General features: G+C 72.8%; 22 protein-coding genes. 11 read left to right on the forward strand and 11 right to left on the reverse strand.

From position 1 onward, the window contains the following. Window positions 1–137: 137 nt before the first annotated feature. Entirely contained in the window at window positions 138–506 is a 369-nt protein-coding gene (locus ACFC0G_RS32930) for a hypothetical protein (RefSeq protein WP_376410502.1), read from the reverse strand. 416 nt (window positions 507–922) lie between these two features. Here ACFC0G_RS32930 and ACFC0G_RS32935 point away from each other — a divergent pair, with 416 nt between their 5' ends. Genes ACFC0G_RS32935 through ACFC0G_RS32950 form a run of 4 tightly spaced genes read left to right on the forward strand, consistent with a single transcriptional unit; the run spans window position 923 to window position 5,240 of the window. Continuing rightward, window positions 923–3,772, forward strand: coding sequence for a nitrate- and nitrite sensing domain-containing protein (locus ACFC0G_RS32935; RefSeq protein ID WP_376410505.1), 2,850 nt, complete (start codon window positions 923–925; stop codon window positions 3,770–3,772). Beyond that, complete coding sequence (locus ACFC0G_RS32940) at window positions 3,769–4,218, forward strand: roadblock/LC7 domain-containing protein (RefSeq protein WP_141302207.1); 450 nt, start codon at window positions 3,769–3,771, stop codon at window positions 4,216–4,218. Before ACFC0G_RS32935 ends, ACFC0G_RS32940 begins: the two co-directional genes overlap by 4 nt. A gap of 10 nt (window positions 4,219–4,228) precedes the next feature. Then, window positions 4,229–4,654 (forward strand): DUF742 domain-containing protein, encoded by a 426-nt coding sequence (locus tag ACFC0G_RS32945; protein WP_376410508.1) that lies wholly within the window; start codon window positions 4,229–4,231, stop codon window positions 4,652–4,654. Further along, on the forward strand, window positions 4,635–5,240 hold the full coding sequence (locus ACFC0G_RS32950) for an ATP/GTP-binding protein (RefSeq protein WP_376410511.1): 606 nt from the start codon (window positions 4,635–4,637) through the stop codon (window positions 5,238–5,240). Before ACFC0G_RS32945 ends, ACFC0G_RS32950 begins: the two co-directional genes overlap by 20 nt. Window positions 5,241–5,265: 25 nt before the next feature. On the opposite strand, the gene ACFC0G_RS32955 is transcribed toward ACFC0G_RS32950, so the two are convergent. From ACFC0G_RS32955 to ACFC0G_RS32965, 3 genes are all read right to left on the reverse strand, one after another. Further along, complete coding sequence (locus ACFC0G_RS32955) at window positions 5,266–6,423, reverse strand: lipid-transfer protein (protein WP_376410572.1); 1,158 nt, start codon at window positions 6,421–6,423, stop codon at window positions 5,266–5,268. Between the two features lie 26 nt (window positions 6,424–6,449). Next, window positions 6,450–6,944 (reverse strand): Zn-ribbon domain-containing OB-fold protein, encoded by a 495-nt coding sequence (locus ACFC0G_RS32960; RefSeq protein WP_376410513.1) that lies wholly within the window; start codon window positions 6,942–6,944, stop codon window positions 6,450–6,452. 132 nt (window positions 6,945–7,076) lie between these two features. After that, window positions 7,077–7,898, reverse strand: coding sequence for a M15 family metallopeptidase (locus ACFC0G_RS32965; RefSeq protein ID WP_376410516.1), 822 nt, complete (start codon window positions 7,896–7,898; stop codon window positions 7,077–7,079). Here ACFC0G_RS32965 and ACFC0G_RS32970 point away from each other — a divergent pair. The 4 genes from ACFC0G_RS32970 to ACFC0G_RS32985 all read left to right on the forward strand — a co-directional run bounded on the left by ACFC0G_RS32970 (window position 7,897) and on the right by ACFC0G_RS32985 (window position 11,804). Next, a complete protein-coding gene (locus tag ACFC0G_RS32970; RefSeq protein ID WP_376410519.1) occupies window positions 7,897–8,460 on the forward strand; it encodes an NUDIX domain-containing protein in 564 nt (187 codons plus the stop codon). The genes ACFC0G_RS32965 and ACFC0G_RS32970 overlap by 2 nt on opposite strands. 126 nt (window positions 8,461–8,586) lie before the next feature. Further along, complete coding sequence (locus ACFC0G_RS32975; RefSeq protein ID WP_376410522.1) at window positions 8,587–8,922, forward strand: hypothetical protein; 336 nt, start codon at window positions 8,587–8,589, stop codon at window positions 8,920–8,922. A gap of 34 nt (window positions 8,923–8,956) precedes the next feature. Then, window positions 8,957–9,727: an ATP-binding protein gene (locus ACFC0G_RS32980; protein WP_376410524.1), complete on the forward strand. Its 771-nt coding sequence runs from the start codon at window positions 8,957–8,959 to the stop codon at window positions 9,725–9,727. A gap of 7 nt (window positions 9,728–9,734) precedes the next feature. After that, a complete protein-coding gene (locus ACFC0G_RS32985) occupies window positions 9,735–11,804 on the forward strand; it encodes a hypothetical protein (protein WP_376410527.1) in 2,070 nt (689 codons plus the stop codon). A 27-nt stretch (window positions 11,805–11,831) separates the two neighbouring features. Here ACFC0G_RS32985 and ACFC0G_RS32990 read toward each other — a convergent pair whose 3' ends face one another. Further along, entirely contained in the window at window positions 11,832–14,189 is a 2,358-nt protein-coding gene (locus ACFC0G_RS32990; RefSeq protein WP_376410530.1) for a glycoside hydrolase family 31 protein, read from the reverse strand. 211 nt (window positions 14,190–14,400) lie between these two features. Between ACFC0G_RS32990 and ACFC0G_RS32995 the strand changes: the two genes are divergently transcribed. Further along, on the forward strand, window positions 14,401–16,371 hold the full coding sequence (locus tag ACFC0G_RS32995) for an acetoacetate--CoA ligase (RefSeq protein WP_376410533.1): 1,971 nt from the start codon (window positions 14,401–14,403) through the stop codon (window positions 16,369–16,371). Between the two features lie 88 nt (window positions 16,372–16,459). Here ACFC0G_RS32995 and ACFC0G_RS33000 read toward each other — a convergent pair whose 3' ends face one another. The 3 genes from ACFC0G_RS33000 to ACFC0G_RS33010 all read right to left on the reverse strand — a co-directional run bounded on the left by ACFC0G_RS33000 (window position 16,460) and on the right by ACFC0G_RS33010 (window position 19,818). After that, window positions 16,460–17,539 carry a CU044_5270 family protein gene (locus ACFC0G_RS33000; RefSeq protein ID WP_376410536.1) on the reverse strand — a complete coding sequence of 360 codons (1,080 nt, stop codon included), beginning with the start codon at window positions 17,537–17,539 and terminating at the stop codon, window positions 16,460–16,462. Then, complete coding sequence (locus tag ACFC0G_RS33005) at window positions 17,536–18,237, reverse strand: RNA polymerase sigma factor (protein WP_376410539.1); 702 nt, start codon at window positions 18,235–18,237, stop codon at window positions 17,536–17,538. The genes ACFC0G_RS33000 and ACFC0G_RS33005 overlap by 4 nt, the downstream gene beginning before the upstream one ends. A gap of 261 nt (window positions 18,238–18,498) precedes the next feature. After that, window positions 18,499–19,818: an aminotransferase class I/II-fold pyridoxal phosphate-dependent enzyme gene (locus ACFC0G_RS33010; RefSeq protein WP_376410542.1), complete on the reverse strand. Its 1,320-nt coding sequence runs from the start codon at window positions 19,816–19,818 to the stop codon at window positions 18,499–18,501. Between the two features lie 45 nt (window positions 19,819–19,863). On the opposite strand from ACFC0G_RS33010, the gene ACFC0G_RS33015 reads away from it, so the two are divergent. Next, a complete protein-coding gene (locus tag ACFC0G_RS33015) occupies window positions 19,864–21,150 on the forward strand; it encodes an MFS transporter (RefSeq protein ID WP_376410545.1) in 1,287 nt (428 codons plus the stop codon). A gap of 23 nt (window positions 21,151–21,173) precedes the next feature. Next, the gene (locus tag ACFC0G_RS33020; RefSeq protein WP_376410548.1) at window positions 21,174–22,064 is read left to right on the forward strand and encodes a hypothetical protein; all 891 of its coding nucleotides are present in this window, start codon (window positions 21,174–21,176) and stop codon (window positions 22,062–22,064) included. 87 nt (window positions 22,065–22,151) lie between these two features. On the opposite strand, the gene ptsP is transcribed toward ACFC0G_RS33020, so the two are convergent. The 3 genes from ptsP to ACFC0G_RS33035 all read right to left on the reverse strand — a co-directional run. Continuing rightward, on the reverse strand, window positions 22,152–23,822 hold the full coding sequence (gene ptsP / locus ACFC0G_RS33025) for a phosphoenolpyruvate--protein phosphotransferase (RefSeq protein ID WP_376410550.1): 1,671 nt from the start codon (window positions 23,820–23,822) through the stop codon (window positions 22,152–22,154). 80 nt (window positions 23,823–23,902) lie between these two features. Then, window positions 23,903–24,352: a PTS glucose transporter subunit IIA gene (locus ACFC0G_RS33030; protein WP_376410553.1), complete on the reverse strand. Its 450-nt coding sequence runs from the start codon at window positions 24,350–24,352 to the stop codon at window positions 23,903–23,905. Window positions 24,353–24,603: 251 nt separating this feature from the next. Then, a partial coding sequence (locus ACFC0G_RS33035; protein ID WP_376410555.1) for a hypothetical protein occupies window positions 24,604–24,875 on the reverse strand: 272 nt, incomplete at its 5' end.

The raw sequence follows: 24,875 nt of genomic DNA on the forward strand, positions 1-24,875 counted from the left end.
CGTCGGCGGCGTCCCCCCGATCCGTGACACAGAGCGGCCCGGCCCCCACAAGGGGACCGGGCCGCTCGGTCTCGCCGTCGGACGAGCCTTCAGATGCGCCGTGAAACGCGCCGTAAAGCGCGCCGTAGAGCGCGCCGTCAGGCCGCTTCGGAGAGCCGGGCCGTCTCCGACCGGCCCTCCGCGCGCCGCTCGCGGCGCAGCTGACGCGCCGTACTGCTCGGCTCCGACACGACGCCGTTGCGCTGGCGCCACACCTGACGGGTGACCCAGACGTCGAGGACACTCCAGGTGGCCACGACCGTCGACGCCACCGCGCTGACCGTCACCGGGAACGCCAGCCAGGAGCCCGCGACCGAGCAGAAGAAGGCCACCACCCCCTGGATGAGCGTCACCGACGTGATCATCACGGCGCGTACGGCGGCGGTGCGCACCGGATCGGGCATCCGCTGCCGGCCCTTCTCGTCGTCCACCCACAACTGCCGCGCCTCGCGCGACTCGTGTTCCATCGTCCTGTCACTCCCCACCACTGAACGCCTCCAGGGGTGGCTGCCCGTTGCGAGCGCCTTTACGCGGACAGGACCCTCCCCGTACCTAATGACGCTCGGGAGAGGGAAAAGGTTTCGCCTGAATCCGAGCGGAACGCACAATTCCAGCCATCTCCGCAGGCCGGAGAAATGGCACACCATCAGGTGTCCTGTGCCACAGTGGCCGATCCCAACTCCCCGAATACCAGGACATCTCATGATCAACGCTCACTCGACAGGCTGAAAAACGTCCGGACGCGCCTTCGAGATGGCCGTGATGCAGTAGTAGGCTCACGCCGCCATTTGTTTGAAACCGAAGGTTGACGCCGCGTGTTGACGCGCGACGTCACGAACGTGAAGGACCTCCGTGGCGCGCGGGGGCCGAGCTGGGGGAGGCCATGCGCTTTCGCGGGAAGTCCATCCGCCGGAAGATCGTGGCGTTGCTCCTCGTACCGCTCGTCTCCCTGACCGGCCTGTGGGGCTTCGCGACGGTCCTGACGGGCCGTGAGGCCGACCAGCTCCTCGACGTCGGCTACATCGTCGACAAGGTCGGCTACCCGCTGGAGGACACCGCCCGTGTCATCCAGCTCGAACGCCGCCAGTCGCTCATCTACCTCGCCGATCCCCGGGGTTCCACGGCCCTCGCCTCCCTGCGCGAGACCCGCCGGGCCACCGACCGGCAGATATCCCGGATCCGCGCGAACGCCGCCGAACCGGGCGTACGCGAGGAGATGCGGCCCGTCACCACCCAGCGGCTCAACACGCTCCTCGCCGCGCTCGACGACCTCGAGTCGCTGCGCCGCTCCGTCGAGAAGCGCAGCATCGGCCGCATCCAGGCCCTCGAGTTCTACAACCGGCTCGTCGACCCCTGCTACAGCTTCCTCATCACCCTCCACGCCCTCGAGAACGTGGAGATGGACAAGCAGGGCCGCTCGCTCGTCGGCATCACCCGCGCCCGCGAGGTCCTCTCCCGCGAGGACGCCCTCGTCGTCTCCGCCCTCGTCGCGGACCGGATCACCGCACCCGAGATCCGCGTCATGACCGACCTCGTCGCCAACCGCGAGCAGTTCTACGAGGTCAACCTCGAACTCCTGCCGACCGCCGAGCGCGAGCGCTTCGAGAAGTACTGGGCGGGCCCCGAGACCGCCGCGCTGCGGGCCGCCGAGAAGTCGATCATCGACGAGGGCCCCACCGACGAACCGCGCGCCGTCACCGCCGCCTACTGGCAGGAGGAGGCGAGCCCCGTCCTGGACGACCTCGCCCGCGAGAACACCGCGGCGGGCGACCGCTACCAGGACCGTGTCCAGCCCGCCGCCTACAGCGTGCTCCTCAAGGTCGGCGTCGCCGGCGTCCTCGGCTTCCTCGCCCTGCTCGCCTCGATCGTCATCTCCGTCCGCATCGGCCGCTCGCTCGTCCACGACCTGCGCCGCCTCCAGAAGGAGGCCCAGGAGGTCTCCGGTGTGCGCCTGCCCAGCGTCATGCGCCGGCTCGCCGCCGGCGAGCAGGTCGACGTCGGGACCGAGGTGCCCCACCTCCGGTACGGGCAGGACGAGGTCGGCCAGGTCGGCCAGGCCCTCAACACCCTCCAGCGCGCCGCCGTCGAGGCCGCCGTCAAGCAGTCGGAGCTGCGCCGCGGGGTCTCCGAGGTGTTCGTCAACCTCGCCCGCCGCAACCAGGTCCTGCTCCACCGTCAGCTCACCCTCCTCGACACCATGGAGCGGCGCACCGAGGACACCGACGAGCTCGCGGACCTCTTCCGGCTCGACCACCTCACCACCCGCATGCGCCGGCACGCCGAGGGCCTCGTCATCCTGTCCGGCGCCGCCCCCTCCCGCCAGTGGCGCAAGCCCGTCCAGCTCATGGACGTGGTCCGCGCCGCCGTCGCCGAGGTCGAGGACTACGAGCGGATCGAGGTGCGCCGGCTGCCCCGCCTCGGCGTGGGCGGCCCCGCCGTCGCGGACCTCACCCACCTCATCGCGGAACTCCTGGAGAACGCCACGGTGTTCTCGCCCCCGCACACCGCCGTGCAGGTCCTCGGCGAGCGCGTCGCCAACGGCTTCACCCTGGAGATCCACGACCGCGGCCTCGGCATGAACGCCGACGCACTGCTCGACGCCAACCTCCGGCTCGCCGAGACCCCCGAGTTCGAGCTCTCGGACACCGACCGCCTCGGCCTCTTCGTGGTCAGCAGGCTCGCCCAGCGGCAGAACGTCCGCGTCTCGCTCCAGACCTCCCCGTACGGCGGGACCACCGCGGTCGTCTTCATCCCGGCCGCGCTGCTCACCGACGCGCCCGAGACCCAGGGCGCCGGATTCCGTCTGGACCGCAAGTCCGCGGACCCCAGGACCCTGGACCGCGCCGGCACCGCCGACGCCGCCGACCGCCTCGACGGTGACCTCACCGGTCCCACCCCGCTGCCCACCCGCCGGCCCGTGCTCGCCCGCGTCCCGGACGTGACCGAGACCCCCGGCGTCCTCGACGGCCCCGTCGAGCTGGAGGCGCCGCTCGACGCCGACGAGTTCGACGTGCTCTTCGACCGGTCCGCGGACCTCCTCGACACCGAGAGCGAGCGCGGCGGCCTGTTCCGGCCCCGCGACCGCCGCCGCTCCGGCCTCGCCCCGGCCGGCGAGCAGCACCAGCAGGCCCCCGACCAGACGACCGGCCGCGACGAGGACGACCCGCACGCCGACGGCGCCGTGCGCGGCCCCGTACCGCTGCCGCGCCGCTCCACCCCCACGCTCGTCGTGGACCGCGGCCGCCGCGTCGACGAGCCGGGCAGGTCGCACCCCGCGCCGAGCGCCGACGCCGCGCCCGGCCCCGACTTCGCGCCGGGCCCCGGCTTCGGCCCCGGACCTGCCCCCGTGCAGGGACCCGTCCCCGTGCCGGGACCCGTGCCCGCACCTGCCCCCGCGCAGGGACCCACCCTCGTTCCCGTACCACCGGAGGGTTCCGTGGCGGCGGAGACGCCCGAGCCGTTCGGCGGGCTGCCCCGCCGCGTCCGCCAGGCCAACCTCGCGCCCCAGTTGCGCGCGACCGAGGGTCCGGCCGACCGCGGTGCCGGAGCGGGCGCCGACGACCGTACGACCGTCGGCGCCGGCGGGCCCGACTCCTTCGAGCGCGACGCCGAGGAGGTTCGCGCCCGCATGGCCGCCATGCAGCGCGGCTGGCAGCGCGGACGACGGCACACCGAGGACGCGGACGACGACACGTCAGCACCAGGAACGACACCCGAGGGGGACGGTCGATGACCGCACCGAACGCCGCAGCACCCAGCACCACCTCCGCATTCGGCCACGGAAACGGCGAGCTGAACTGGCTCCTCGACGAGCTCGTCCAGCGCGTCGGGTCCATCCGCAAGGCCCTGGTGCTCTCCAGCGACGGACTGCCCACCGGCGCCTCGCAGCAGCTGACCCGCGAGGACGGCGAGCACCTCGCCGCCGTCGCGTCCGGCTTCCACAGCCTCGCCAAGGGCGTCGGCCGGCACTTCGAGGCGGGCCGGGTCCGCCAGACGGTCGTCGAGCTGGAGGACGCCTTCCTCTTCGTCACGGCCGCCGGCGACGGCAGCTGCCTGGCCGTCCTCGCCGACGCCGACTCCGACGTCGGCCAGGTCGCCTACGAGATGACCCTGATGGTGAAGCGGGTCGGGGCCCACCTCACGACGGCCCCCCGGACCGGCCTGCCCTCCGGAGGGTGAGTGGGACGGCATGAGTGACGCAGCCGAGCCGAACCAGGCGACCGAGGGCGGGCCACCCGGCCCCCACCACTGGTTCGACGCCGACGCCGGGCCGGTGGTCCGTCCGTACGCGATGACCCGCGGCCGGACCAGCGCCGCCACCCGTCACCGGCTCGACCTGATCGCGCTGGTGGTCCCCGAGCCCGCGGCCGACGACCCCGGCCGCGACCAGACGCTCTCCCCGGAACACGTGGAGATCGTCGAACGCTGCTCCGAGCAGCCCCAGTCGATCGCCGAGCTCGCCGCCGGACTCGACCTCCCCGTCGGGGTGGTCCGGGTCCTCGTCGGCGATCTCGTCGAGGACGAACTCGTCCATGTGACCCGCCCCGTTCCGCCGGCCGAACTGCCGGACGTGAGCATCCTTCGCGAGGTGATCAATGGCCTTCGGGCGCTCTAGCCGCAAGAAGCCGCTCGTCGAGCCGGTAACCCTGAAGATCCTCGTCGCGGGCGGGTTCGGGGTCGGCAAGACGACGCTGGTGGGCGCGGTCAGCGAGATCAGGCCCCTGCGCACCGAGGAGATCCTCAGTGAGGCGGGGCGGCCCGTCGACGACCTCCACGGCGTCGAGAACAAGACCACCACCACGGTCGCCATGGACTTCGGAAGGATCACCCTCCGCGAGGACCTCGTCCTGTACCTGTTCGGGACCCCCGGCCAGGACCGCTTCTGGTTCCTGTGGGACGAGCTCGCCCAGGGCGCGCTGGGCGCGGTCGTCCTCGCGGACACCCGCCGCCTGGAGGACAGCTTCGCGGCCATCGACTACTTCGAGCGGCGCGGCATCCCGTTCACGGTCGCCGTCAACTGCTTCGAGGGCGCGCAGCGGTTCCCCGCCGAGAGCGTGCGCGGCGCGCTCGACCTGGACCCCGAGGTCGAGCTCCTGATGTGCGACGCGCGGGACCGGGAGTCCGTGAAGAACGTCCTCGTGGCGGTCGTCCAGCACGCCCTCGTCCTCGCGGACCGGAGCCACGCGCCGGCCGCCACCTGAGGGACCCCCTCCTCACGGAGGGGGTTCAGCGCACCGCCACCACCGCCGAACCGTGCCCGAACAGGCCCTGGTTCGCAGTGATGCCGACCCGCGCCCCGGCCACCTGCCGGTCGCCCGCCGTGCCGCGCAACTGCCAGGTCAGCTCGCAGACCTGGGCGATCGCCTGCGCGGGCACGGCCTCGCCGAAGGAGGCCAGGCCGCCGCTGGTGTTGACCGGCAGCCGTCCGCCGAGCGCCGTGACGCCCTCGCGCAGGAGCTTGGCGCCCTCGCCCGTCCCGCACAGCCCGATGTCCTCGTACCACTCCAGTTCGAGCGCGGTGGACAGGTCGTACACCTCCGCGAGCGACAGGTCCTCGGGCCCGATCCCCGCCTCCTCGTAGGCCGCCCGCGCGATCGAGGCGCGGAAGCCGTGCGGCGCGGGGGAGACCGCAGCCGCCGAGTCGGTCGCGATGTCCGGCAGGTCGAGCACCGCCTTGGGGTACGTGGGAGAGACCGTGGACACGGCCCGGACCCGCACCGGATCGGGCCGCCCGTGCCGGCGCGCGAACTCCATGCTGGACAGGACGAGCGCGGCGCCCCCGTCCGAGGTCGCGCAGATGTCGAGGAGCCGCAGCGGATCGGCGACGACCGCGGAGGCCGCGACCTCCTCGGCGGTCACGCGCGTGCGGTAGCGGGCGAGCGGATTGAGCGCGCCGGCCGCCGCGTTCTTCACCTTCACCTGGGCGAAGTCCTCGGCCGTGTCGCCGTACAGGGCCATCCTGCGGCGGGCGTAGAGCGCGAAGTACGCGGGGTTGGTCGCCCCGAGCACCCGGAAGCGCAGCCAGTCCGGATCGTCCGGTCGCTCACCGCCGGCCGGGGCGAGAAAGCCCTTGGGCGTCGCGTCCGCGCCGACCACCAGGACCACGTCCGCGAGCCCGGCCAGGATCTGCGCACGCGCGGCCCCGATGGCCTGCGCGCCCGAGGCGCAGGCCGCGTACACGCTCGTGACCCGCGCGCCCTGCCAGCCGAGCGCCTGGGCGAAGGTCGCCCCCGCCACGTACCCCGGGTAGCCGCACCGCATGGTGTCCGCCCCGACGATCGAGCCGACGTCCTCCCAGCCCAGACCGGCGTCGGCGAGCGCGGCGCGGGCGGCGGCCGTCCCGTAACTCACGAAACTCCGGCCCCACTTGCCCCAGGGGTGCATGCCGGCCCCGAGTACGGCGATGTCGTTCACGACCGCTCCTCCCCGTCCCGCCGCTGCTCCCGCCGCTGATCCCGCGCGACGGGCCGCCAGTTCCAGGTGGTCCAGGTGTGCGCGTCGTCCTCGTTCAGGACCCCGGGCACCACCTCGACCTCCGTGCCGACGGCCAGATCGGCCGGCCGCACCCCGGGGGCCGCCTGCCCGAGGACCACCATCGCCTCGGCCGCCAGCTCCACGGCCACGAGCGTGTACGGCTCCCAGGGCGCGTCCGGGTCGGAGACGTACGGGGCGGGCGGCCGGTACCGGCCGTCGGTGTACGACCAGACCCGGCCGCGCGGCGAGAGCGGCACCTCGGCGAGGTCACCGCCGCCCGGGCACCCCGGATTGCGGCACCAGTCGTCCTCGCGCGGGAAGAAGACCGCGGCACAGGCCGTGCAGCGGGTCCCGAGCAGCCGGAACTCCGTCTCCGGCACCGTGTCGTCGGTGAACCAGCGGGCCACCACCGGTCTGCGTGTCCGTGCCATCGAGGCCTCCCCTACCACCGATCACCACATCACCACTGATCTGACGAACCGTCAGGAGTGTGGCACGGGTGCCCCGGACGGGGAAGACCACGAGTGCCCGAACGGGGAGGGCCACGGTGCCCGACGGGGGACTCAGCGCCCGGCCACCGACCTCCGCGCCACGGGGAAGTCGAAGAACGTGCCCGGGAACGGCTCCGGCTTGAAGGTGAAGTGCCACCACTCCTCCGGCAGGTTCACGAACCCCTGCTCCCCGAGCACCCCCTTGAGGAGCTGCCGGTTGGCCCGCTGCTCGCCCTGGATCCGGGGGTCGTCGGTGTGCGAGCGCGTGTCGAAGCAGTCGTACCCCGTGCCCATGTCCACGGAGTTGTCCGGGAACCGGTCCTCCCGGGGCCCGTAGCACTCGGCCAGCTCCTCGCCCGGCACGTACGCGCGCGTGGGCAGCGCCGGCAGCCGCACGATCGTCAGGTCCACCGTCGAACCCCGGCTGTGCCCCGACTTCTCGGCGATGTAACCGTCCACGAACAGCCTCGACTTGTCGACGAGCGGATAGAACTCCCCCTTCATCCGCTCGTCCGCCAGGTCCTTCGCCCAGCGCACGAAGTGGTCGACGGCCCGCTGCGGCCGGTAGCAGTCGTACACCTTCAGCGTGTAGCCCCGGGCGAGCAGCCGCACCTGCGCGCGGTGCAGCGCCTCGGCGGCCGGCCGGGTCAGGATGCAGAGCGGCTGCCGGTAGCCGTCGACCGGCTCGCCCACGAAGTTGTGCGCGGTCGTGTAGCGCATCTCCTGGACGATCGTCCGGTCCACCGAGCTCAGGGCCACGAACTCCCGTGGGGCCTTGGGCTCGGGCGCGGCGGAGGCCGGGGGAGCGGGGGCGGCGACGGCGCCCGTCACGGCGAGCAGACCGGCCGCGGCGGTGACGGCGAGGGTACGGAAAGCGGAAGCGAGTCCTGTCATGCGCACCGTCTATCAGTTCCGGCAGCGCCGGGAAAGGGTGATCGCATACCGTCGGGCCGTGATGGACTCCCACTGCTCCGCCTGCGGCGCCGCCTACACGGCCGGCGCCGGCTGGCCCCGCACCTGCCCGGCCTGCGGCCACACCGCCTACCGCAACCCGCTGCCCGTCGCCGTCGCCCTCCTCCCCGTCACGGACCGGGACCGGGGGACGGGACTCGTCGTCATCACCCGCACCATCGAGCCCCGGCGGGGCGGAACCGCCCTGCCCGGCGGCTTCATCGACCACGCCGAGGACTGGCGCGCCGCCGTCGCCCGCGAACTGCGCGAGGAGACCGGCATCCAGGCCTCCGCCGGGGACGTCCGCCTGGCCGACGCGATGAGCTCCCCGGCCGGCCACCTGCTCCTCTTCGGCCTCCTCCCCACCCGCCCGGCCTCGGCCCTGCCGCCCTCGGCGCCGACGGACGAGACCAGCGGCCACCACGTGCTCCACGCCCCGGAGGAGCTGGCCTTCCCCCTCCACACGGAGGCGGTACGGAAATGGTTCGCGGGGGAGTACGGCTGAGCAGGGGGCGCACGCCGGAGTGCGGGCGTGCGCGCCTGCGCCTCCAACTCTCCCTGCGTACCGGCCTGTTGTGGCATGCTGTCTGCTCGCCGTCGCCCCAGGGCGACGATGTGGAGGGGAGCGTCCATGAATGTCGGCTGGCCCGAGGCCGTCATCGCGATCGTCGGGGTCGCAGCGGTCGTCGCGATGGTCTTCGCCCTCAGGCACAGGCTGCGCAAGGCGACGGTGAAGATGCCCGGCGTCAGCGCGGGCTTCGAGAGCAACGAGGAACAGCGCGGCCTCAGCGGGCAGGAGTTCCAGGCACACGACTCCGTGTTCAAGCACTCCGAACTCACGATGCCGAAGGGCGCGCGGACCGCGTTCTTCCGCTCGAAGGCCAAGCGGTCGAAGCTCACGATCACCGGAGGCGACGGGACCGACAGTGCTCCCACCGGCGAGCCCACCGGCATCGACCGCACCTGACACGCGTCGGGACATCGGAAGCGGGGGCGACGGGGTGCCGAGTCGAGAACACGTCCATGTCGACCGCACGGAGCAGCTGGCACGCTCCGCGGCCGTCGTCGACGGGAGGAACGAACAGCAGGCGCTCTTCTTCGAAGGGCCGGCAGGCATCGGGAAGACCTCGCTGCTCCGGGAGATCTACCGGCGGCACCTCGCGTCCGGTGTCTACTACGTCGACCTGGAGCGCGTGGTCGAGAAGGACGACGTCCTGAGGGACCTGGCGCGGCAGGCCCGCCGCCAGGACGTCCCCGTCCCCGGTTACCAGGCGGTGCGCTCCCAGATCGCGGAGTCGACGGCGACGGTGAACGTGCACGACATGAGGGCGCGCAACGCCAACATCCACATGGTCGTCAACACCTCAAGGGACCACAAGATCCAGCTGGACGCGATGAGCGACGCCCTCCTGGACACCCTTGCGGAGGCCCCCCGCAACCCCGTCATCTGCCTGGATGCCTTCGAACACTGCGAGGCGCCCATGCGCGACTGGCTCGGCACGGATCTGCTGCCCGAACTGCTCAGCCGACGCGGCACGAGCGTCTTCGTGGCCGGACGGCACGTGCCGCGCCTCGCGTACCCCCATGTCACCGCGGTCCACACCATGGTGTTGCCCCCCTTCGGTACCGACGCCGTCGAGGAGTGGATCACCACGCTCGGCTTCGACAGCCTCAAGGGACAGGCGACGAGCATCCACCGGAGCCACCAAGGCGTTCCCGGCCTCATTCGCGAGTTCCTCGACCTCCACAGCGAACCGCTCGGGACCGGGTGAGGCAGCCATGAACGACGAGTTGACCCAGCGCGCGTTCGACCGCTTCGACCTCCTGCCCACCGACGAGCGACGACTGATCGAAGCCCTGTCCGTCCACGACCTCTTCGACCCCCCGCTCGTCAGCTACACGGCGAGGGCACTCGCGCTGGGCATCGGCACGCGCGAGATCGCCACGAACCCCTTCGTCCAGAAGGACGCCGTGGCACATCCCTGGGCCGCCGACGACGACGAAGGACCCGAGCAGGCGGCGTACGTCCTTCGGCCCTTCTTCCGTACGGCGTTGACCACCCGCCTCCGCGAGACGGCCCCCGACCGGCACGCACGAGCCCATCGCCTTGCCGCCGCCTACTACCACCAGCCCCTGGAGCCGCTGCGTACCGACCGGCTCGACCGGTACGTCAAGGAAGTACGCCACCTCGCGGCGGTCCGGCCCGGCGCCTCCGTCACCCGGCTCGCCTCCTTCGCGCACGGCGCCCTCCTCGCCGGCCGCGCCGAGGCCGCCGGCCGGGCCGCGACCGCGGCGGTGAACTCCCTCGCCACGCCCACCCCCGACGCCGTCCCGCTGGCGCGGATCGTCCGCTCCGTCGCCGAGATCCTCAGCGCCCCGGACCGGGCGGAGCACGGCACGGTCATGGAACTGGAACAGCACCTCGCGGAGCACCCGCCGTCGCAGGACCCGGCGGTCTCACGGATCGTCATGCTCGCCGCCGACCTGGTCGCCTACTACACCGAGAGGCGGGCCCCGGCACGGTCCCTGACCGCCTCCGTCATGCCCGCGGCGATGACCACCGTGGACCCGCGGGGCCTGCCCGCCGCCCCGGGCTGGGACGAACTGCGCATGTTCCAGGAGCTCGACGAGATCTCCGCCACGATCACGACCCGCACCCACCGGCTGGAGTTCCCCGACCGGGGCGTCGCGCGCCACCACGTCAGGACGAAGCTCAGCGCGCTCGTCGGCGCGGAGGTCCAGACGGCTCCACGGACACCGGTGATCGTGGATCTCGTCCCCTGGGACGAGGACAGGTTCCTGGACGACCTCCACCTCAAGGACCGCAACGGCCGCCCGGTCAACATGCTCACGTCGACCGACGTGAAGCTGCAGATCGCCCGGGGTGTCCACCGGCTCCTCACCCCGGACGGTGACGCGGACACCGCGCCGGGACGGGAGATCGCCCGGAGCCTCCAGGCCCTCGCGTGGAGCCCGGAGACGGACGAGATCACCTCCGTGCTCACGCAGGCGGCCGAGAGCGACGACCTCGACGACAGGTACCGGTGGCGGATCCGCCGGCTGATCCGCTACATGCCGGTGGTGGCACTCATCGACGCCCACCCGGGGATGTCCTCGGAGGTGAGCTACGAATTCGACGGCAAGTGCCGGGTGGATCGGCTCGGCTGGGGCGCCGTACTGGTGTCGACGGAGGTCGCCTTCCCCCAGGAGGTGCGGCAGAACCGGCTGCATGTCGTGACCCCGAAGGGACTCGAGGTCGCGGGGCTCCCGCTGGTGAGCGAGAACGCCGAGATCCGGCCGCTCGTCGAGGCCGACGCGGCCGACGACGTCCTGGAGTTCTCGCTCGGTACCACGGAGGGCCCGGAGGCCGCCTGGGAACGTGGCGAACGCCTGACGCGGATCCATGTGCGGCTGCCGTACGTCCTGCCCCGGGATAACTTCGTCCAGGCGTTCGTCGCGACGGTCCTCGGGACGGCGGTCTCGGTGACGGCCGCGTTCCTGCAGATCCTGCTGGATCCGTTCGTCTGGGCCCAGGTCGGTTCGGCGCTCGTCGCCGCCGGCGCCCTCGTGGTGGAGGTCGTCCGCGCGGGCCACCGAGGCGGCGACGCGAAACCCCATGACCTGCACGCCATCGCGTACAAGCCACTGAGCATCGTGAGGGCGACGAGCATCGGCGTGGCGGTCCTCGCCATGGCGACCATGCCCTTGGGAAACGCCGTGGGAGTGGCCCTGTCCGTCTGCGGAGCGGTGGTCTGCGCCTTCCTGGCCGTGGCCGTCCTGGTGAGGCTGCGCCACCGGCAGCTGCCGGCGCGCGGCGGACGCCGCCGTGCGCGCGCACTCACCGGCTGAAACAGGCCCTCACCCCCCTCTCACGTCTCACAGCCCCCGCACCCGCACCGGCAGCCCCACCGGCTCCACCCCGGCGTCCGTCACCCGCTCCACCACCACCCGCCCGTCCACGAGCCGCGACTGGTACCGCTCGATCTCGGCCGGCTCCCAGCCGTCCCCGGTGTCCCGGACGACGAGCCCGCCACCCGTCCGCCCCGCGGCCGGCGCCCACACCTCCAGGGCCCGGCCCTCCTCCCCCTCGCCCCGCACCGGGAGCACCGCCCCCGCCCGGGCCAGCACCGGCACCCGTGACAGCGGCGCGTCGAGCAGCACCTGCCCCGGCCCCTCGTACGCCCGCCCCGTCGCCGTGTCGTACCAGCGGCCGCGCGGCAGCCGCACCGCCCGCCGGTCCGCGCCCCGCGTCAGGACCGGCGCCACCAGCAGCGCGTCGCCCAGCAGGAACGCGTCCTCGCAGTCGCGCAGCCCCCGGTCCTCCGGCGTCCCCCACCACACCGGGCGGACGTACGGCGCGCCCGTCATCCGGGCGAGCCGGGCCAGCGTCTCGAAGTACGGCCGCAGCCGCTCCCGTTCGGCCAGGGCCACGCGCGCGTGCTCCAGGGCCTCGGGACCGAACTCCCAGGGTTCGCGCCGCCCCGCGTCGATCGCCGAGTGGGTACGGAAGAACGGCAGCCACGCCCCCAGCTGGAACCAGCGCACGTACAGCTCGGGCGACGGACTCCCGTCGAACCCCCCGACGTCCGGACCCGAGTACGGCACCCCGCACAGCCCGAGCCCCAGGACCAGGGAGAGCGAGGCCCGCAGCCCCGGCCACCCGGTCGACACGTCGCCCGACCAGGTCCCGCCGTACCGCTGCATGCCCGCCCAGCCGGAGCGGGAGAAGAGGAAGGGGCGCTCGTCGGGCCGCAGCCGGCGCAGCCCGTCGTACCCGGCGCGGGCCATCGTGAGCCCGTACACGTTGTGCGCCTCCCGGTGGTCGCCGCCCCGCCCGTCCAGCGCGTGCCGCGCCGAGCGCGGCAGCGTCGTGTCGCCGAAGGGAGCGAAGGACACCGGCTCGTTCATGTCGTGCCACACCCCGGAGAAGCCCTGCCGGAGCCGCTCCTCGTACAGGCCTCCCCACCACTCCCGTACCGCCGGATCGGTGAAGTCCGGATACGCGCACTCGCCCGGCCACACCTCGCCGCGGACCTCCCGCCCCCGGGCGTCCTTGACGAAGGCCCCGGCGGCCACACCGGCGTCGTACACGGCGTTCCCCGGCTCCGCCTTCACCGCCGGGTCCACGATCGACACGAGCCGGACGCCCTGCTCCCGCAGCTCCGCCGCGAGCCCCGGCAGGTCCGGGAACCGCTCCCGGTCGACGGTGAACACCCGGTGCCCGTCGTAGTGGTCGATGTCCAGGTGCACGGCGGACAGGGGGAGCCCCCGCTCCCGGTACCCGGCGACCACCCGCCGCACCTCCGCCGCGCTGCCGAACCCCCAGCGCGCGTGCTGCGGCCCGAGCGCCCAGGACGGCGGCAGCGCGGGCGCACCCGTGAGCGCCGCCCAGCCGTGCAGCACGCGCGCGGGGGTACCGACCACCACCCAGCAGCGCAGCGGCCCGCCCCCCATCCGGACCTCGCTGGTCCCCGGCCGGTCGTGCCCCGACCCGGCACCCTCCTCGCCCTCGGCGAGGGTGACCCGCCCGTCCCAGGAGTTGTCGTGGAACGCGAGATGCGTCCCGGCGTCCGAGACGACGAACTGCACGGGCATCGTCAGATACAGCGGATCGTCCCCCGGGACGAAGCCGCCCTTGGGATCGGTGTTCCACAGCCGGTACGAGCCGTCCCGCAGCCGCGGCCCCGCCGCCCGCCCGCCGAGACCGAAGAAGCGCGCGTCCGCGGGCACCTCGCTGCGCTGCACCCACCGAACGGCCGCACCGGCCGCCTCCACCTGCTCCCACCAGCGCGGCGGGAGGTCCCGGCGCAGCATCACCCCGCCCGGCGTCCGGATCTCCACCGCCCCGTGCCGGGAGACCGCCACCGTCACCCGCTCCGAGACGATCCGCCACCCGCCGTCCGTGTCCGGCTCCAGGGAGACCCGCGGATCGGGCTCCGGCGCCTCGCCGGCCAGCGCGTACGACGGCAGGGGCTCCGCCCCGTCCCAGCCCCAGAAGACGGCGCCGCCCACCGACACGGAGATCCGCAGCGAGGAACGCGCGAACCGGACGATCCCCCCGCCCGGCAGCGCCTCGGCCCCCGTCGCCGGCCCCGGCACCCGCGCCCGCTCCGCCCCCTTCGGCGGCAGCGCCCACGCGTCGGTACGCCGCTGCCGCCACGCCGCCCGCACCGTCCGCAAGCCCCGCACCGAACCGAACACCTTGATCGAACGCACCAGTTCACGACCGTCCATGGTGATCACCCTGCCACCCACCAGGGGCGATACGAGCTCCGTTCAACTGCCGTTCACCCGTGGTGGGAGCACATATTCAACTACCCGACCATGGGCGGGCAGACCTGGTGCGAAAGACGATCACATGGCATCGTCCTGTCAGCCGCGTCGCGCGCACACCCCAGCACGTGCGCGGGACACACGCCACCGCGTACAGCCAGGGAGCAACCCCATGACATCAGCGCAGACCGAACCGCTCTGGCAGCCGGACGACGAACGCATCGCCACCGCCGCCGTCACCCGCTTCCAGGCCTGGGCGGCCGAGCACCACGGCGCCCCGGCCGAGGGGGGCTACCCGGCGCTCCACCGCTGGTCGGTCGAGGAGCTCGAAACCTTCTGGCAGGCCGTCGCCGAATGGTTCGACCTCCGCTTCTCCACCCCGTACGAGCGCGTCCTCGGCGACCGCTCGATGCCGGGCGCCGACTGGTTCCCCGGCGCCACCCTCAACTACGCCGAGCACGCCCTGCGCGCCGCCGACGAGCGACCCCACGACACGGCCCTGCTCCATGTGGACGAGACACATGAGCCCGCGCCGACCACCTGGGCCGAGCTCCGCCGCCAGGTCGGCTCCCTCGCCGCCGAACTCCGCACGCTCGGCGTACGCCCCGGCGACCGGATCAGCGGCTACCTGCCGAACGTCCCGCAGTCCGTCGTGGCCCTCCTCGCCACCGCCGCCGTCGGCGCCGTGTGGACCTCCTGCGCCCCGGACTTCGGCGCCCGCAGCGTCCTCGACCGCTTCCAGCAGGTCGAGCCGGTCGTCCTCTTCACCGTCGACGGCTACCGCTACGGCGGCAAGGAGCACGACCGCCGCGAGACCGTCGCCGAGCTCCGCGCCGAGCTCCCCACCCTCCGCGCCGTCGTCCACATCCCGCTCCTCGGCACCCCGGCCCCCGAAGGGACCCTGGCCTGGGACGACCTCGTCGCCGCCGACGTCGAGCCGGTCTACGAGCAGGTCCCGTTCGGGCACCCGCTGTGGGTCCTGTACTCCTCCGGCACGACCGGCCTGCCGAAGGCGATCGTCCAGTCCCAGGGCGGCATCCTCGTCGAGCACGTCAAGCAGCTGGGCCTCCACTGCGACCTCGGCCCCGACGACGTGTTCTTCTGGTACACCTCCACCGGCTGGATGATGTGGAACTTCCTCGTCTCCGGTCTGCTCACCGGCACGACCGTCGTCCTGTACGACGGCAGCCCCGGCTACCCCGACACCGGCGCCCAGTGGCGCGTCGCCGAACGCACCCGCGCCACCCTGTACGGCACCTCCGCCGCGTACGTCATGGCCTGCGCCAAGGCGGACGTGCACCCCGGCCGTGACTTCGACCTCTCGGCCGTGAAGTGCGTGGCCACCACCGGCTCCCCGCTGCCCCCCGACGGCTTCCGCTGGCTCCACGACGAGGTCCGCGAGGACCTGTGGATCGCCTCCGTCAGCGGCGGCACGGACGTGTGCTCCTGCTTCGCGGGCGCCGTCCCCACGCTCCCCGTCCACATCGGCGAGCTCCAGGCGGCCGGCCTCGGCACCGACCTCCAGTCCTGGGACCCCTCCGGCAAGCCCGTCATCGGCGAGGTCGGCGAGCTCGTCGTCACCAACCCCATGCCGTCCATGCCGATCCACTTCTGGAGCGACCCCGACGGCAGCCGCTACCGCGACAGCTACTTCGAGATGTTCCCGGGCGTCTGGCGCCACGGCGACTGGATCACGATCACCGACCACGGCTCCGTCGTCATCCACGGCCGCTCCGACTCCACCCTCAACCGGCAGGGCGTCCGGATGGGGAGCGCCGATATCTACGAGGCCGTGGAACGCCTTCCCGAGATCCGCGAGTCCCTGGTCATCGGCCTGGAGGAGCCGGACGGCGGCTACTGGATGCCGCTCTTCGTCCACCTCGTCGAGGGCGCCACCCTGGACGAGGAGCTCATCGGCAAGATCAAGCGGACGATCCGCAGCGAGCTCTCCCCGCGCCACGTCCCCGACGACATCATCGAGGTCCCGGGCGTCCCGCACACCCTCACCGGCAAGCGCATCGAGGTCCCCGTGAAGCGCCTCCTCCAGGGCACCCCGCTGGCGAAGGCCGTCAACGCCGGCTCGGTCGACGACCTCGGTCTCCTCCACTTCTACGAGACCCTCGCGGCCACCCGCAGGTCCTGACGCACCCGCGAGGAGGCCGGTCCCCCCGACGGGGAACCGGCCTCTTCGTCTTCGTCTATGTCTACGCCTACGTCTGCGTCTGCGGAGTTCAGACGCCGGCGCCGCCCGGCTGCTCGCCGGTCCGGGCCACGGCGGCCTTGGCGAGGACGGCGGACACGCCGAGGACGGTGCCCTTCTTCCCCGCGTCCGTGGTCTCGGTCAGCACCGTGCGCTCACCGAGGAAGCCGGACGTCGCCCGGTCGAAGATCCACTGGGTCTGCTCGCCGCCGGCGGTACGGGCGACGGCGACGCCCTCGCGCCCGGCGGCGTCCTTCGCGGACGGCAGGACCGTGACCCCGGGGATCCGCGCCGCCGCCTCGTACAGCGAGGCCGTCACCTTCGGGGGAGCCCACGTCTCCGCGAGCAGGGTCCCGATCGCGCGGAAGGCCCGCTGATCGGCATCGCCCCCGCCCTCGCGGGTCTCCTCCCGGATCAGCCGCAGCAGAGCCTCGGGGTCGGTCGGCAGGGTGGCCACGTACGCATGCGTCGGGTGGGTGACGGAGGGCGGCGCCGCCTCAATCGTGGACGGCCGCGGCGACGCCCCCCGGTGGTCCAGCTCGTACACGGGCAGGCTCGGGGAGAGGACGGAATCGGCCGCGCCGGCCTCCCTCAGGAGCCCGCTGCGGCTGCCGTCGGCGGAGAGCCACACCTCACGCTGACGGGCGGGCGGCAGCGTGGCGACACCCCCGGCGGCGCTGCGCCCCGCGTAGGCGACCAGGCTCCGGACGTAGACGAAGTCCTGGGGCCGGGCGTCCGGCGCCGGAGCCGCGGCGGCGGCGAGCGCGGCGCGGGACAGCACCGGCCCGGCGTCGGGGGCCGACGGCTGCCCGGCAGTCACCCGGTCCGAGGGCCCGGCGGGAGTCTCCGCCGGCGCGAGGACGACGACACCGGCCACGAGCGCGCAGGCCGCAGCGGGCGCGGCGATCCAGGTGAAGCGGGGGACGGCGCGGGGGGAACGCGGGCGGCTCGGGGCGGGCCCGGAGGCCAGGGCGTCGCGCAGGACGGCGTACCGGAGGGCGTGCTCCCGCTCGGGTTCGAGCTCGGGCACGGGCGGCGGCGGGAGAAGCTCCGTCAGCTCACCGCGCAGGAGTTCGTCCGAGGGGGAGTGCGTCTTTCGGGAGGCGTTCATGCCTGGTTCTCCGGAGTCGTTCGGGGCACGAGGGCGGGGCGGACGGTGGGATGAACGGAGGGGGCGGCGGTTCGGACGGAAGGCCGGACGCCGTGAGGGACAGCGGGCAGCCGGCCCGAGGAACGGCCGACCGCCGGTCCCGCGGACCGCTGTCGCCGCCGCAGCGCACGCAGTTCGGCTTCGGCGAGCTTGCGGAGCCGCTCACGGGCCCGGGACAGCCGGGACCGGACGGTCCCGACCGGTATCCCCAGCGCCTCCCCGGCCGCGGCGTAGTCCAGGCCGGCCCACACGACCAGCGTGAAGACCTCCCGCTCACGGCGCCGGAGCTTGGCGAGCGCGGCGCGGGCGGCCCGTACCTGCTCCCCGTCCGTCATCCGGGCGAGGACGTCGTCGGCGAAGTCGGGCAGGACACCGCGCTCGGGGAGCCGCGCCAGGGCCGCGTCCCGCCTTCGGGCCTCCCGCGCGGCACCGCGCATGATGTTGGTCGCGATGCCCAGCAGCCACGGCCGCAGGGTGCCGCCGTCGGCGTGCACCTTCTCGCGGCAGCGCCACGCCTCAAGGAAGGTGGCGGAGACGACGTCTTCTGCCGCCGCCCGGTCGCCGCACACCCGGAACGCGTAGTGGTACAGGACCCGCGCGTGCTCGTCGTACGCCTCGCCCAGCGCCGCCGGGTCTCCGGCGCGGAAACGATCTCTCATAGGTGATTCCACATCTGGCACTGGGCGCTGGTTCGCCGGAGTTCCCGTGACCTGGGCCACACCACCCCGCCGACCTGCCCACGAAGCGCCCGCAAGGAACCTCGAGCCAGCCCCGATGCGCCCCAGGTCACGGGAACGCCCCACCCGCCAAGAGCAGCGCTGTACTGCCGGACGGCGTGCCGGTGCTCCGGGGGAGGACAAGAACTCCCCGGCAGCACCGGCACGCCCTCCCACACCTGCACCACGCCCCCCGCCTCCCCCTCACCCCCCGTACGTGGCCTGCGAATCCCCGAGCACCCCGGCGAAGTCCGCCGCCAGCCGCACCGCGTCCGCCGGAGCCAGCGTCGCCGTCGTGATCCGGACGGCCGGCGGCGCGGCGATCCGGAACCGCGCCCCCGCGGCGACCCACCAGCCCTGCGTCCGCAACCCGTTGACCACGGCGGACTCGTCCCGCACGGGTACCCACACGTTCAGCCCGCTCGCCCCCACCGCACGGATCCCGTACGCGCCGAGCCCGCCGATCAGCGCGGCGCGCCGCTCCGCGTACGCCGCCTCGCCCGCGGCGACCAGCTCCCGTACCGCGCCGTCGGCGAGCAGCCCGGTCACCGTCTCCTGGAGGACGTGACTGACCCAGCCCGAGGTCATCAGCATCCGTCCGTCGTGCCGCGCGAGCGTCACCGCGTCGCACGCGACCCCGGCCCACCGCAGGTCGATCCCGAGGTGCTTGGACACGGTCCGCACCTGCGCCCACCGGTCGAGCCCCGCCGCCGCGAGCGTGTACGCCGCTGCCCCGCCGACCTCCGCGTTGTGATCGTCCTCGACGACGAGGACCTCGGGGAACTCCCGCAGCACCGCGACCAGTTCGTCCCGCCGCGAGCGGGTGAAGAACGCGCCGGTCGGACACTGCCCGCGCGGACTGCACACCACGGCGCGCACCCCGCCCCGCAGCGCCGTCCGCAGCGATTCCGGTACGAGCCCCTCGCCGTCCACCGCGACCGGCACCATCCGCAGCCCGAGCGCGGGCACGAGGTCGAGCAGGTGGTGGAAGCCGGGATCCTCGACGGCCACCGCGTCGCCGGGCCGCAGCTCCGTCGAGAGGAGCCGTGCGATGCAGTCCAGCGCGCCGTGTGCGAACGTCACGTGCCCCGCGGGCACCCCGTCCCGTTCGAACCAGTCCCGGGTCAGGGCTTCGAGCGCGGGGAGGCGCGGTGCGGCGCGATGGGAGCCGTACACCGGGGCGACGGCCGAAGGCGGCCGCAGTACGGGGAGGAAGGCCGGGTCCGGATGGCCGCCGGCGAGGTCCACGAGCCCGCCCGGCACGCGCGGAGGCCGCCGCGAGGCCACCGAAGGCACGTCCGCGACCACGGTGCCGCCCCGGCCCCGGGTGACGATCAGACCCCGCTGCCGCAACTCCTTGTAGGCCGTCGCCACCGTCCCCGGACTCACTCCCAGGTCGTCGGCGAGCCGCCGCACGGGCGGCAGTGCGTCGCCCGGGGCGAGCCCGCCCTCGGTCACACCCCGCTCCACGGAAGCGGCAATCCCCTTGGCCGTAGCCCCGTCGATCACATATTGTGCTGCCACGTAACACATTATGTATCAATACAAAAGAACGCGCAAGGGGGACCCATGAGCCGCACCACCCGTCCGACCCGCCCACCCCTCAAGGACCGCATCCCCGGCGGCCGCGACGGCCGTCGCATGCTGCTCATCGGCTTCATCGACAAGTGCGGCACCGGCCTCTGGTCCACCGCCATGGCCCTCTACTTCACCTACGTCACCGGCCTCGGCCTCGGCCAAGTGGGCCTCCTCATCGCCGTCTCCGGCGCCGCCGGCATCGCGGGCGCCCCCCTCGGCGGCCGCCTGGCCGACCGCTTCCCCCTCGTCCGCGTCATCATCGGCGCCCAACTCCTCCGCGCGGCCGCCCTCCTGGCCCTCCTCACCACCGACGACTACGTACTCCTCGTCCTGCTCTCGGCCGTCGGCGCCCTCCCCGACCGCGCCACCAACGTCCTCACGAAGCTCTACGCGGCCCGCGTCGCAGGCCCCGACCGCGTCCGCTACCAGGCCATCAACCGCACGACCTCCAACATCGGCTGGACCCTGGGCGGCCTCGGCGCGGCAGCGGCCCTCGCCGTCGGCTCCACCACCGCCTTCCAGCTCCTCCTCATCGGCGACGCGCTCTCCTACCTCGTCATGGCCGCGCTCACCCTCCGCTGCGCCGAACCCCCCGCCCCCGCGGCCTCCCGCGTCGTCGCGGCCTCCACCGACGCGACCGCGACCGCCAAGCCCTCCAACCCCTGGCGCGACCGCGGTTTCCTCGCCTTCACCGCGGGCGACGGCGTCTTCTTCCTCCACGACTCGATCCTCCAGGTCGCCCTGCCCCTCTGGATCGTCCACGCCACCGAGGCCCCCGTCGGCCTGGCACCCCTCCTCCTGGTCCTCAACAGCGCCCTCGTCGTGGTCTTCCAGGTCCCGCTCTCCCGCTTCGGCGCCACCACCGAAGCCGCCCGCCGCCTCTACACCCCGCTGGCCGCCCTCTTCGCGACGGGCACCCTCGCCGTCGCCGCATCAGCCCTGACCGGCCCCGCCCTCTCCATCGCGGCCCTGATCACCGCGGCCGTCGTCCTCACCTTCGCCGAGATGATCCACACCATCGCCTCCTGGGAGATCTCCGTCGCTCTCTCCCCGGACGACGCCCAGGGCGCCTACCTCGGCGTCCACGGACTCGCCCAGTCCACCCAGCGCTTCGCCGGCCCCCTCCTCATGACGGGACTCGTCTCCACGGGCCCGCTCGGCTGGCCCTTCCTCGGCGCGGCACTCGTCGCCACCTGCGCCGCCCAGAACCGCCTGGTCCGCCGACGCCTCACCGAACCGTCACTGTCAGTGGTGAAGGTTACGGTGAGTGAGCACTGATCGGACTGTCACCAGGGGGAGACATGACCAGGACCGGCACCACCACGACCCATCTCCGCCGCGCCCTGCGCCGCGAGGTCCCCAGCACCGTCGGCCTCCTCGCCGACGCACAGGACTTCGCCGCCATGCGCCGCTACAGCACCTTCGTCTTCGACGACCACACGACCTACCTCCAGCAGATCGAGGCCCTCCTCAAAACCCTCGCGACCCAGGGCGGACACACGACGGTCACCCTCTTCGACCCCGAGGAGTACGAGGCCTACTGCGCGGAGACGGCGATCGACCCGGACCACCCCACGAGCCGCAGCCGCTTCACCGCGCACCTCGCGACCACAGGAGCCCGCGTCACCTACACAGGACAACCCCTGAGCGCACTCCTGCCGGAACTCGTCGACACAGCGGTCCGCCAGGCCACCTGGGAGTACGCGACCACCGTCCTCGCCACCGCGGGCGACTGCGCGACCTGCGGCAAGGACATCGGCAAGGCAGCCTTCGCCCAAGCCTCCCGCCTGCTGGTACGCCTCCTCGAAGCGGCAGGACCCGGAGCCCACCACCTCGTCTGCAGCGTTCCCGCAGCCGACGACCAACTCCTCGCGGTCCTCCACGCCCACGGCACGACACCCCCGGACGACGCGACCGCCGCCGAGTTCACCGCGGTCCTCGCCGCCGGCATCGCCCTCGCGGCCCCCGGCGGCCTCGTCCTCCGCACCACCGCCCCCGCCGCCCGCGACCGCCTCCACGGCTGGCGCCTCACCGACGGCACCCTGACCCCCCTCACCGAGGCGGAGGTCTTCGCCGCCTACTGCACCGACGCCCGCACCGGAGAACCCCTCTCCCCGGAGCCGGACGTCGACTACCGCGCCGGCTTCCCCCTCGCCCCCGACCCCGACGACGAGTGGCCCGCCCACCACTGACCGGAAACCCGGAAACACAGAAGGGGCTCCCCGCCACCAAAGTGACGGGAAGCCCCTTCCCTTACTACGCCGACAGCCGGCCGGGGATCACTCCCCGGACAGCACCGCCTGCGCGGCAAGACGCGCCTCGTGCGCGGTGTCGGCGGCACGCGCCGCGGCAGCGGCCCGCTCGCACTGCGCCAGCGTGTACTTGGCCAGCGTCGCCCGCACGTACGGAATCGACGCGGCACCCATGGACAGGGAGGTGACCCCCAGACCCGTCAGGACACAGGCGAGCAGCGGGTCCGAAGCGGCCTCGCCACAGACACCACAGCTCTTGCCCTCGGCCTTGGCCGCGTCGGCGGACAGCGCCACCAGGTCGAGCAGCGCCGGCTGCCACGGGTCCTGGAGCCGCGACACCGCACCGACCTGACGGTCGGCGGCGAAGGTGTACTGCGCCAGGTCGTTGGTGCCCAGCGACAGGAACTCGACCTCCTGGAGGATCGAGCGCGCCCGCAGCGCGGCCGAGGGAATCTCGACCATCGCACCGAACTTCGCCCGCAGCCCCGCCTCACGGCACGCGTCGGCGAAGGCCTTCGCGTCCGTACGGTCGGCCACCATCGGCGCCATGACCTCGAGGTACACGGGCAGCCCCTCGGCCGCCTTCGCCAGCGCGGTCAGCTGCGTCCGCAGCACGTCCGGGTGGTCGAGCAGCGACCGCAGCCCCCGCACACCGAGCGCCGGGTTCGGCTCGTCGACCGGCGTCAGGAACTCCAGCGGCTTGTCCGCACCCGCGTCGAGCACGCGCACGACCACACGGCCCTCGGGGAACGCCTCGAGCACCTTGCGGTAGGCCTCGATCTGCTTCTCCTCGGACGGAGCGTGCTTGCTGTCGTCCAGGAAGAGGAACTCCGTACGGAACAGACCGACGCCCTCGGCACCCGCCTCCACCGCCGCCGGCACGTCCGCAGGACCGCCGACGTTGGCGAGCAGCGGCACCTTGTGCCCGTCCGAGGTCGCACCCGGACCGCTGGACGAGGCCAGCGCGGCCTTCCGCGCGGCGGCGGCCTGCGTCAGCTCCGCCTTCTTCTCCTCGCTCGGATCCACGAAGAGCTCACCGGTCGAACCGTCCACGGCGATGAGCGTGCCCTCGGCCAGTTCACCGGCGCCCGGCAGCGCGACGATGGCCGGCACACCCAGCGCCCGCGCGAGAATCGCGCTGTGGCTGGTCGGCCCGCCCTCCTCCGTCACGAACCCGAGCACCAGCGTCGGGTCGAGCAGCGCGGTGTCGGCGGGAGCGAGGTCCCGCGCGATCAGCACGTACGGCTCGTCACTGTCCGGCACACCCGGCATCGGGACACCGAGAAGCCGGGCGACGATCCGGTTCCGCACGTCGTCGAGGTCGGCGACGCGCCCGGCCATGTACTCACCGGCACCCGCGAGCAGCTCCCGGTAGTGCGAGAACGCGTCGTAGATACCGCGCTCCGCGGTGCTGCCGACCACGATCCGGCGGTCGACGTCCGCGATGAGCTCCGGGTCCTGGGCGATCATCGCCTGGGCCTCCAGCACCGCCTGGGCCTCGCCGCCGGCCAGATTGCCTCGTGCGATCAGGTCCGCGGCCACAGCTTCCACCGCCTGGCGGGCGCGCCCCTGTTCGCGCTCCGCCTCGTCGGCCGGAATCTGCTTGGCCGGCGGTTCGAGAACCGCCGTGCCCATGTGCCGGATCTCGCCGATCGCCACACCGTGGCTGACGCCGACGCCTCGCAGCGTTGTCTCCATCTCACCCGTCTCCGATTGAGCGGCGGCCCGGGCCGCCGCGTTGAATGTCGAACTCGCGGTCGTCACGAGGACGAACCGACTCAGCTCCAGTTGAAGAGCTGGTCGCCGGCCTTGACGTCGCGGTCCTCGGCGACATCGGAGAGCGAGTCCGCAGTGGCCTCCAGGGCCACGATGGGACAGATGGGGGACTTGCCCGCGGCCTCGACGGCGGCGGGGTCCCAGCGCACGACGGCCTGTCCGCGCGCCACGGTGTCACCCTTGTTGACGAGGAGCTCGAAGCCCTCGCCGTTGAGCTGAACGGTGTCGATACCCAGGTGGGTGAGGACACCGTGTCCTTCGTTGTCGACGACGACGAAGGCGTGCGGGTGCATGGAGACGACGACCCCGTCGATGGGGGACACCGCCTCCGAAGGCTCACGCACGGGATCGATGGCGGTACCGGGACCGACCATCGCACCGGAGAAGACCGGGTCGGGAACTGCGGCGAGACCGATGGCGCGTCCAGCAAGCGGCGACGTCACGGTTGTCATGGGAAGCCTCCCAGGGGCGGAGATTGTGTGGCGCCGTCACTACCTGTCCTGGACGGCGTACTGTTCAGAAGCGTAAGTCATAAGAAGTCCCAGTTCCGCACGAGACGTACCACTTGGCGGACCTAGGACTGACCCGAAACGATTTGCCTCTACTGACGGTGGGATGTACTGTCGTACTCCTGCCTGACCCCAACGCGGCCTTGAGTCGCGGGTCGGCAGCACCTATCAAGCCAGATCCTAACCCCAGTGGTCTACACCTCTGCGTGCGTCAGCTCGCCGGGGGAGTGGTCAGGGGGACCGAGAAAGCCTGGTAATGTTTGACCCCGCCGGGAACGGAAAACGCGAAAGCGAATTTCAGTCCCAGCAGCCCGCTCCAGCGGGTGGCAAAAACGGGAAACCGGGTCTGCTAAGCTGGAAACACGAAATACCGAAGGGAAGCCCGGAGGAAAGCCCGAGAGGGTGAGTACAAAGGAAGCGTCCGTTCCTTGAGAACTCAACAGCGTGCCAAAAATCAACGCCAGAT

It is taken from the genome of Streptomyces sp. NPDC056169 (genome assembly GCF_042268445.1).
GTDB lineage: Bacteria > Actinomycetota > Actinomycetes > Streptomycetales > Streptomycetaceae > Streptomyces.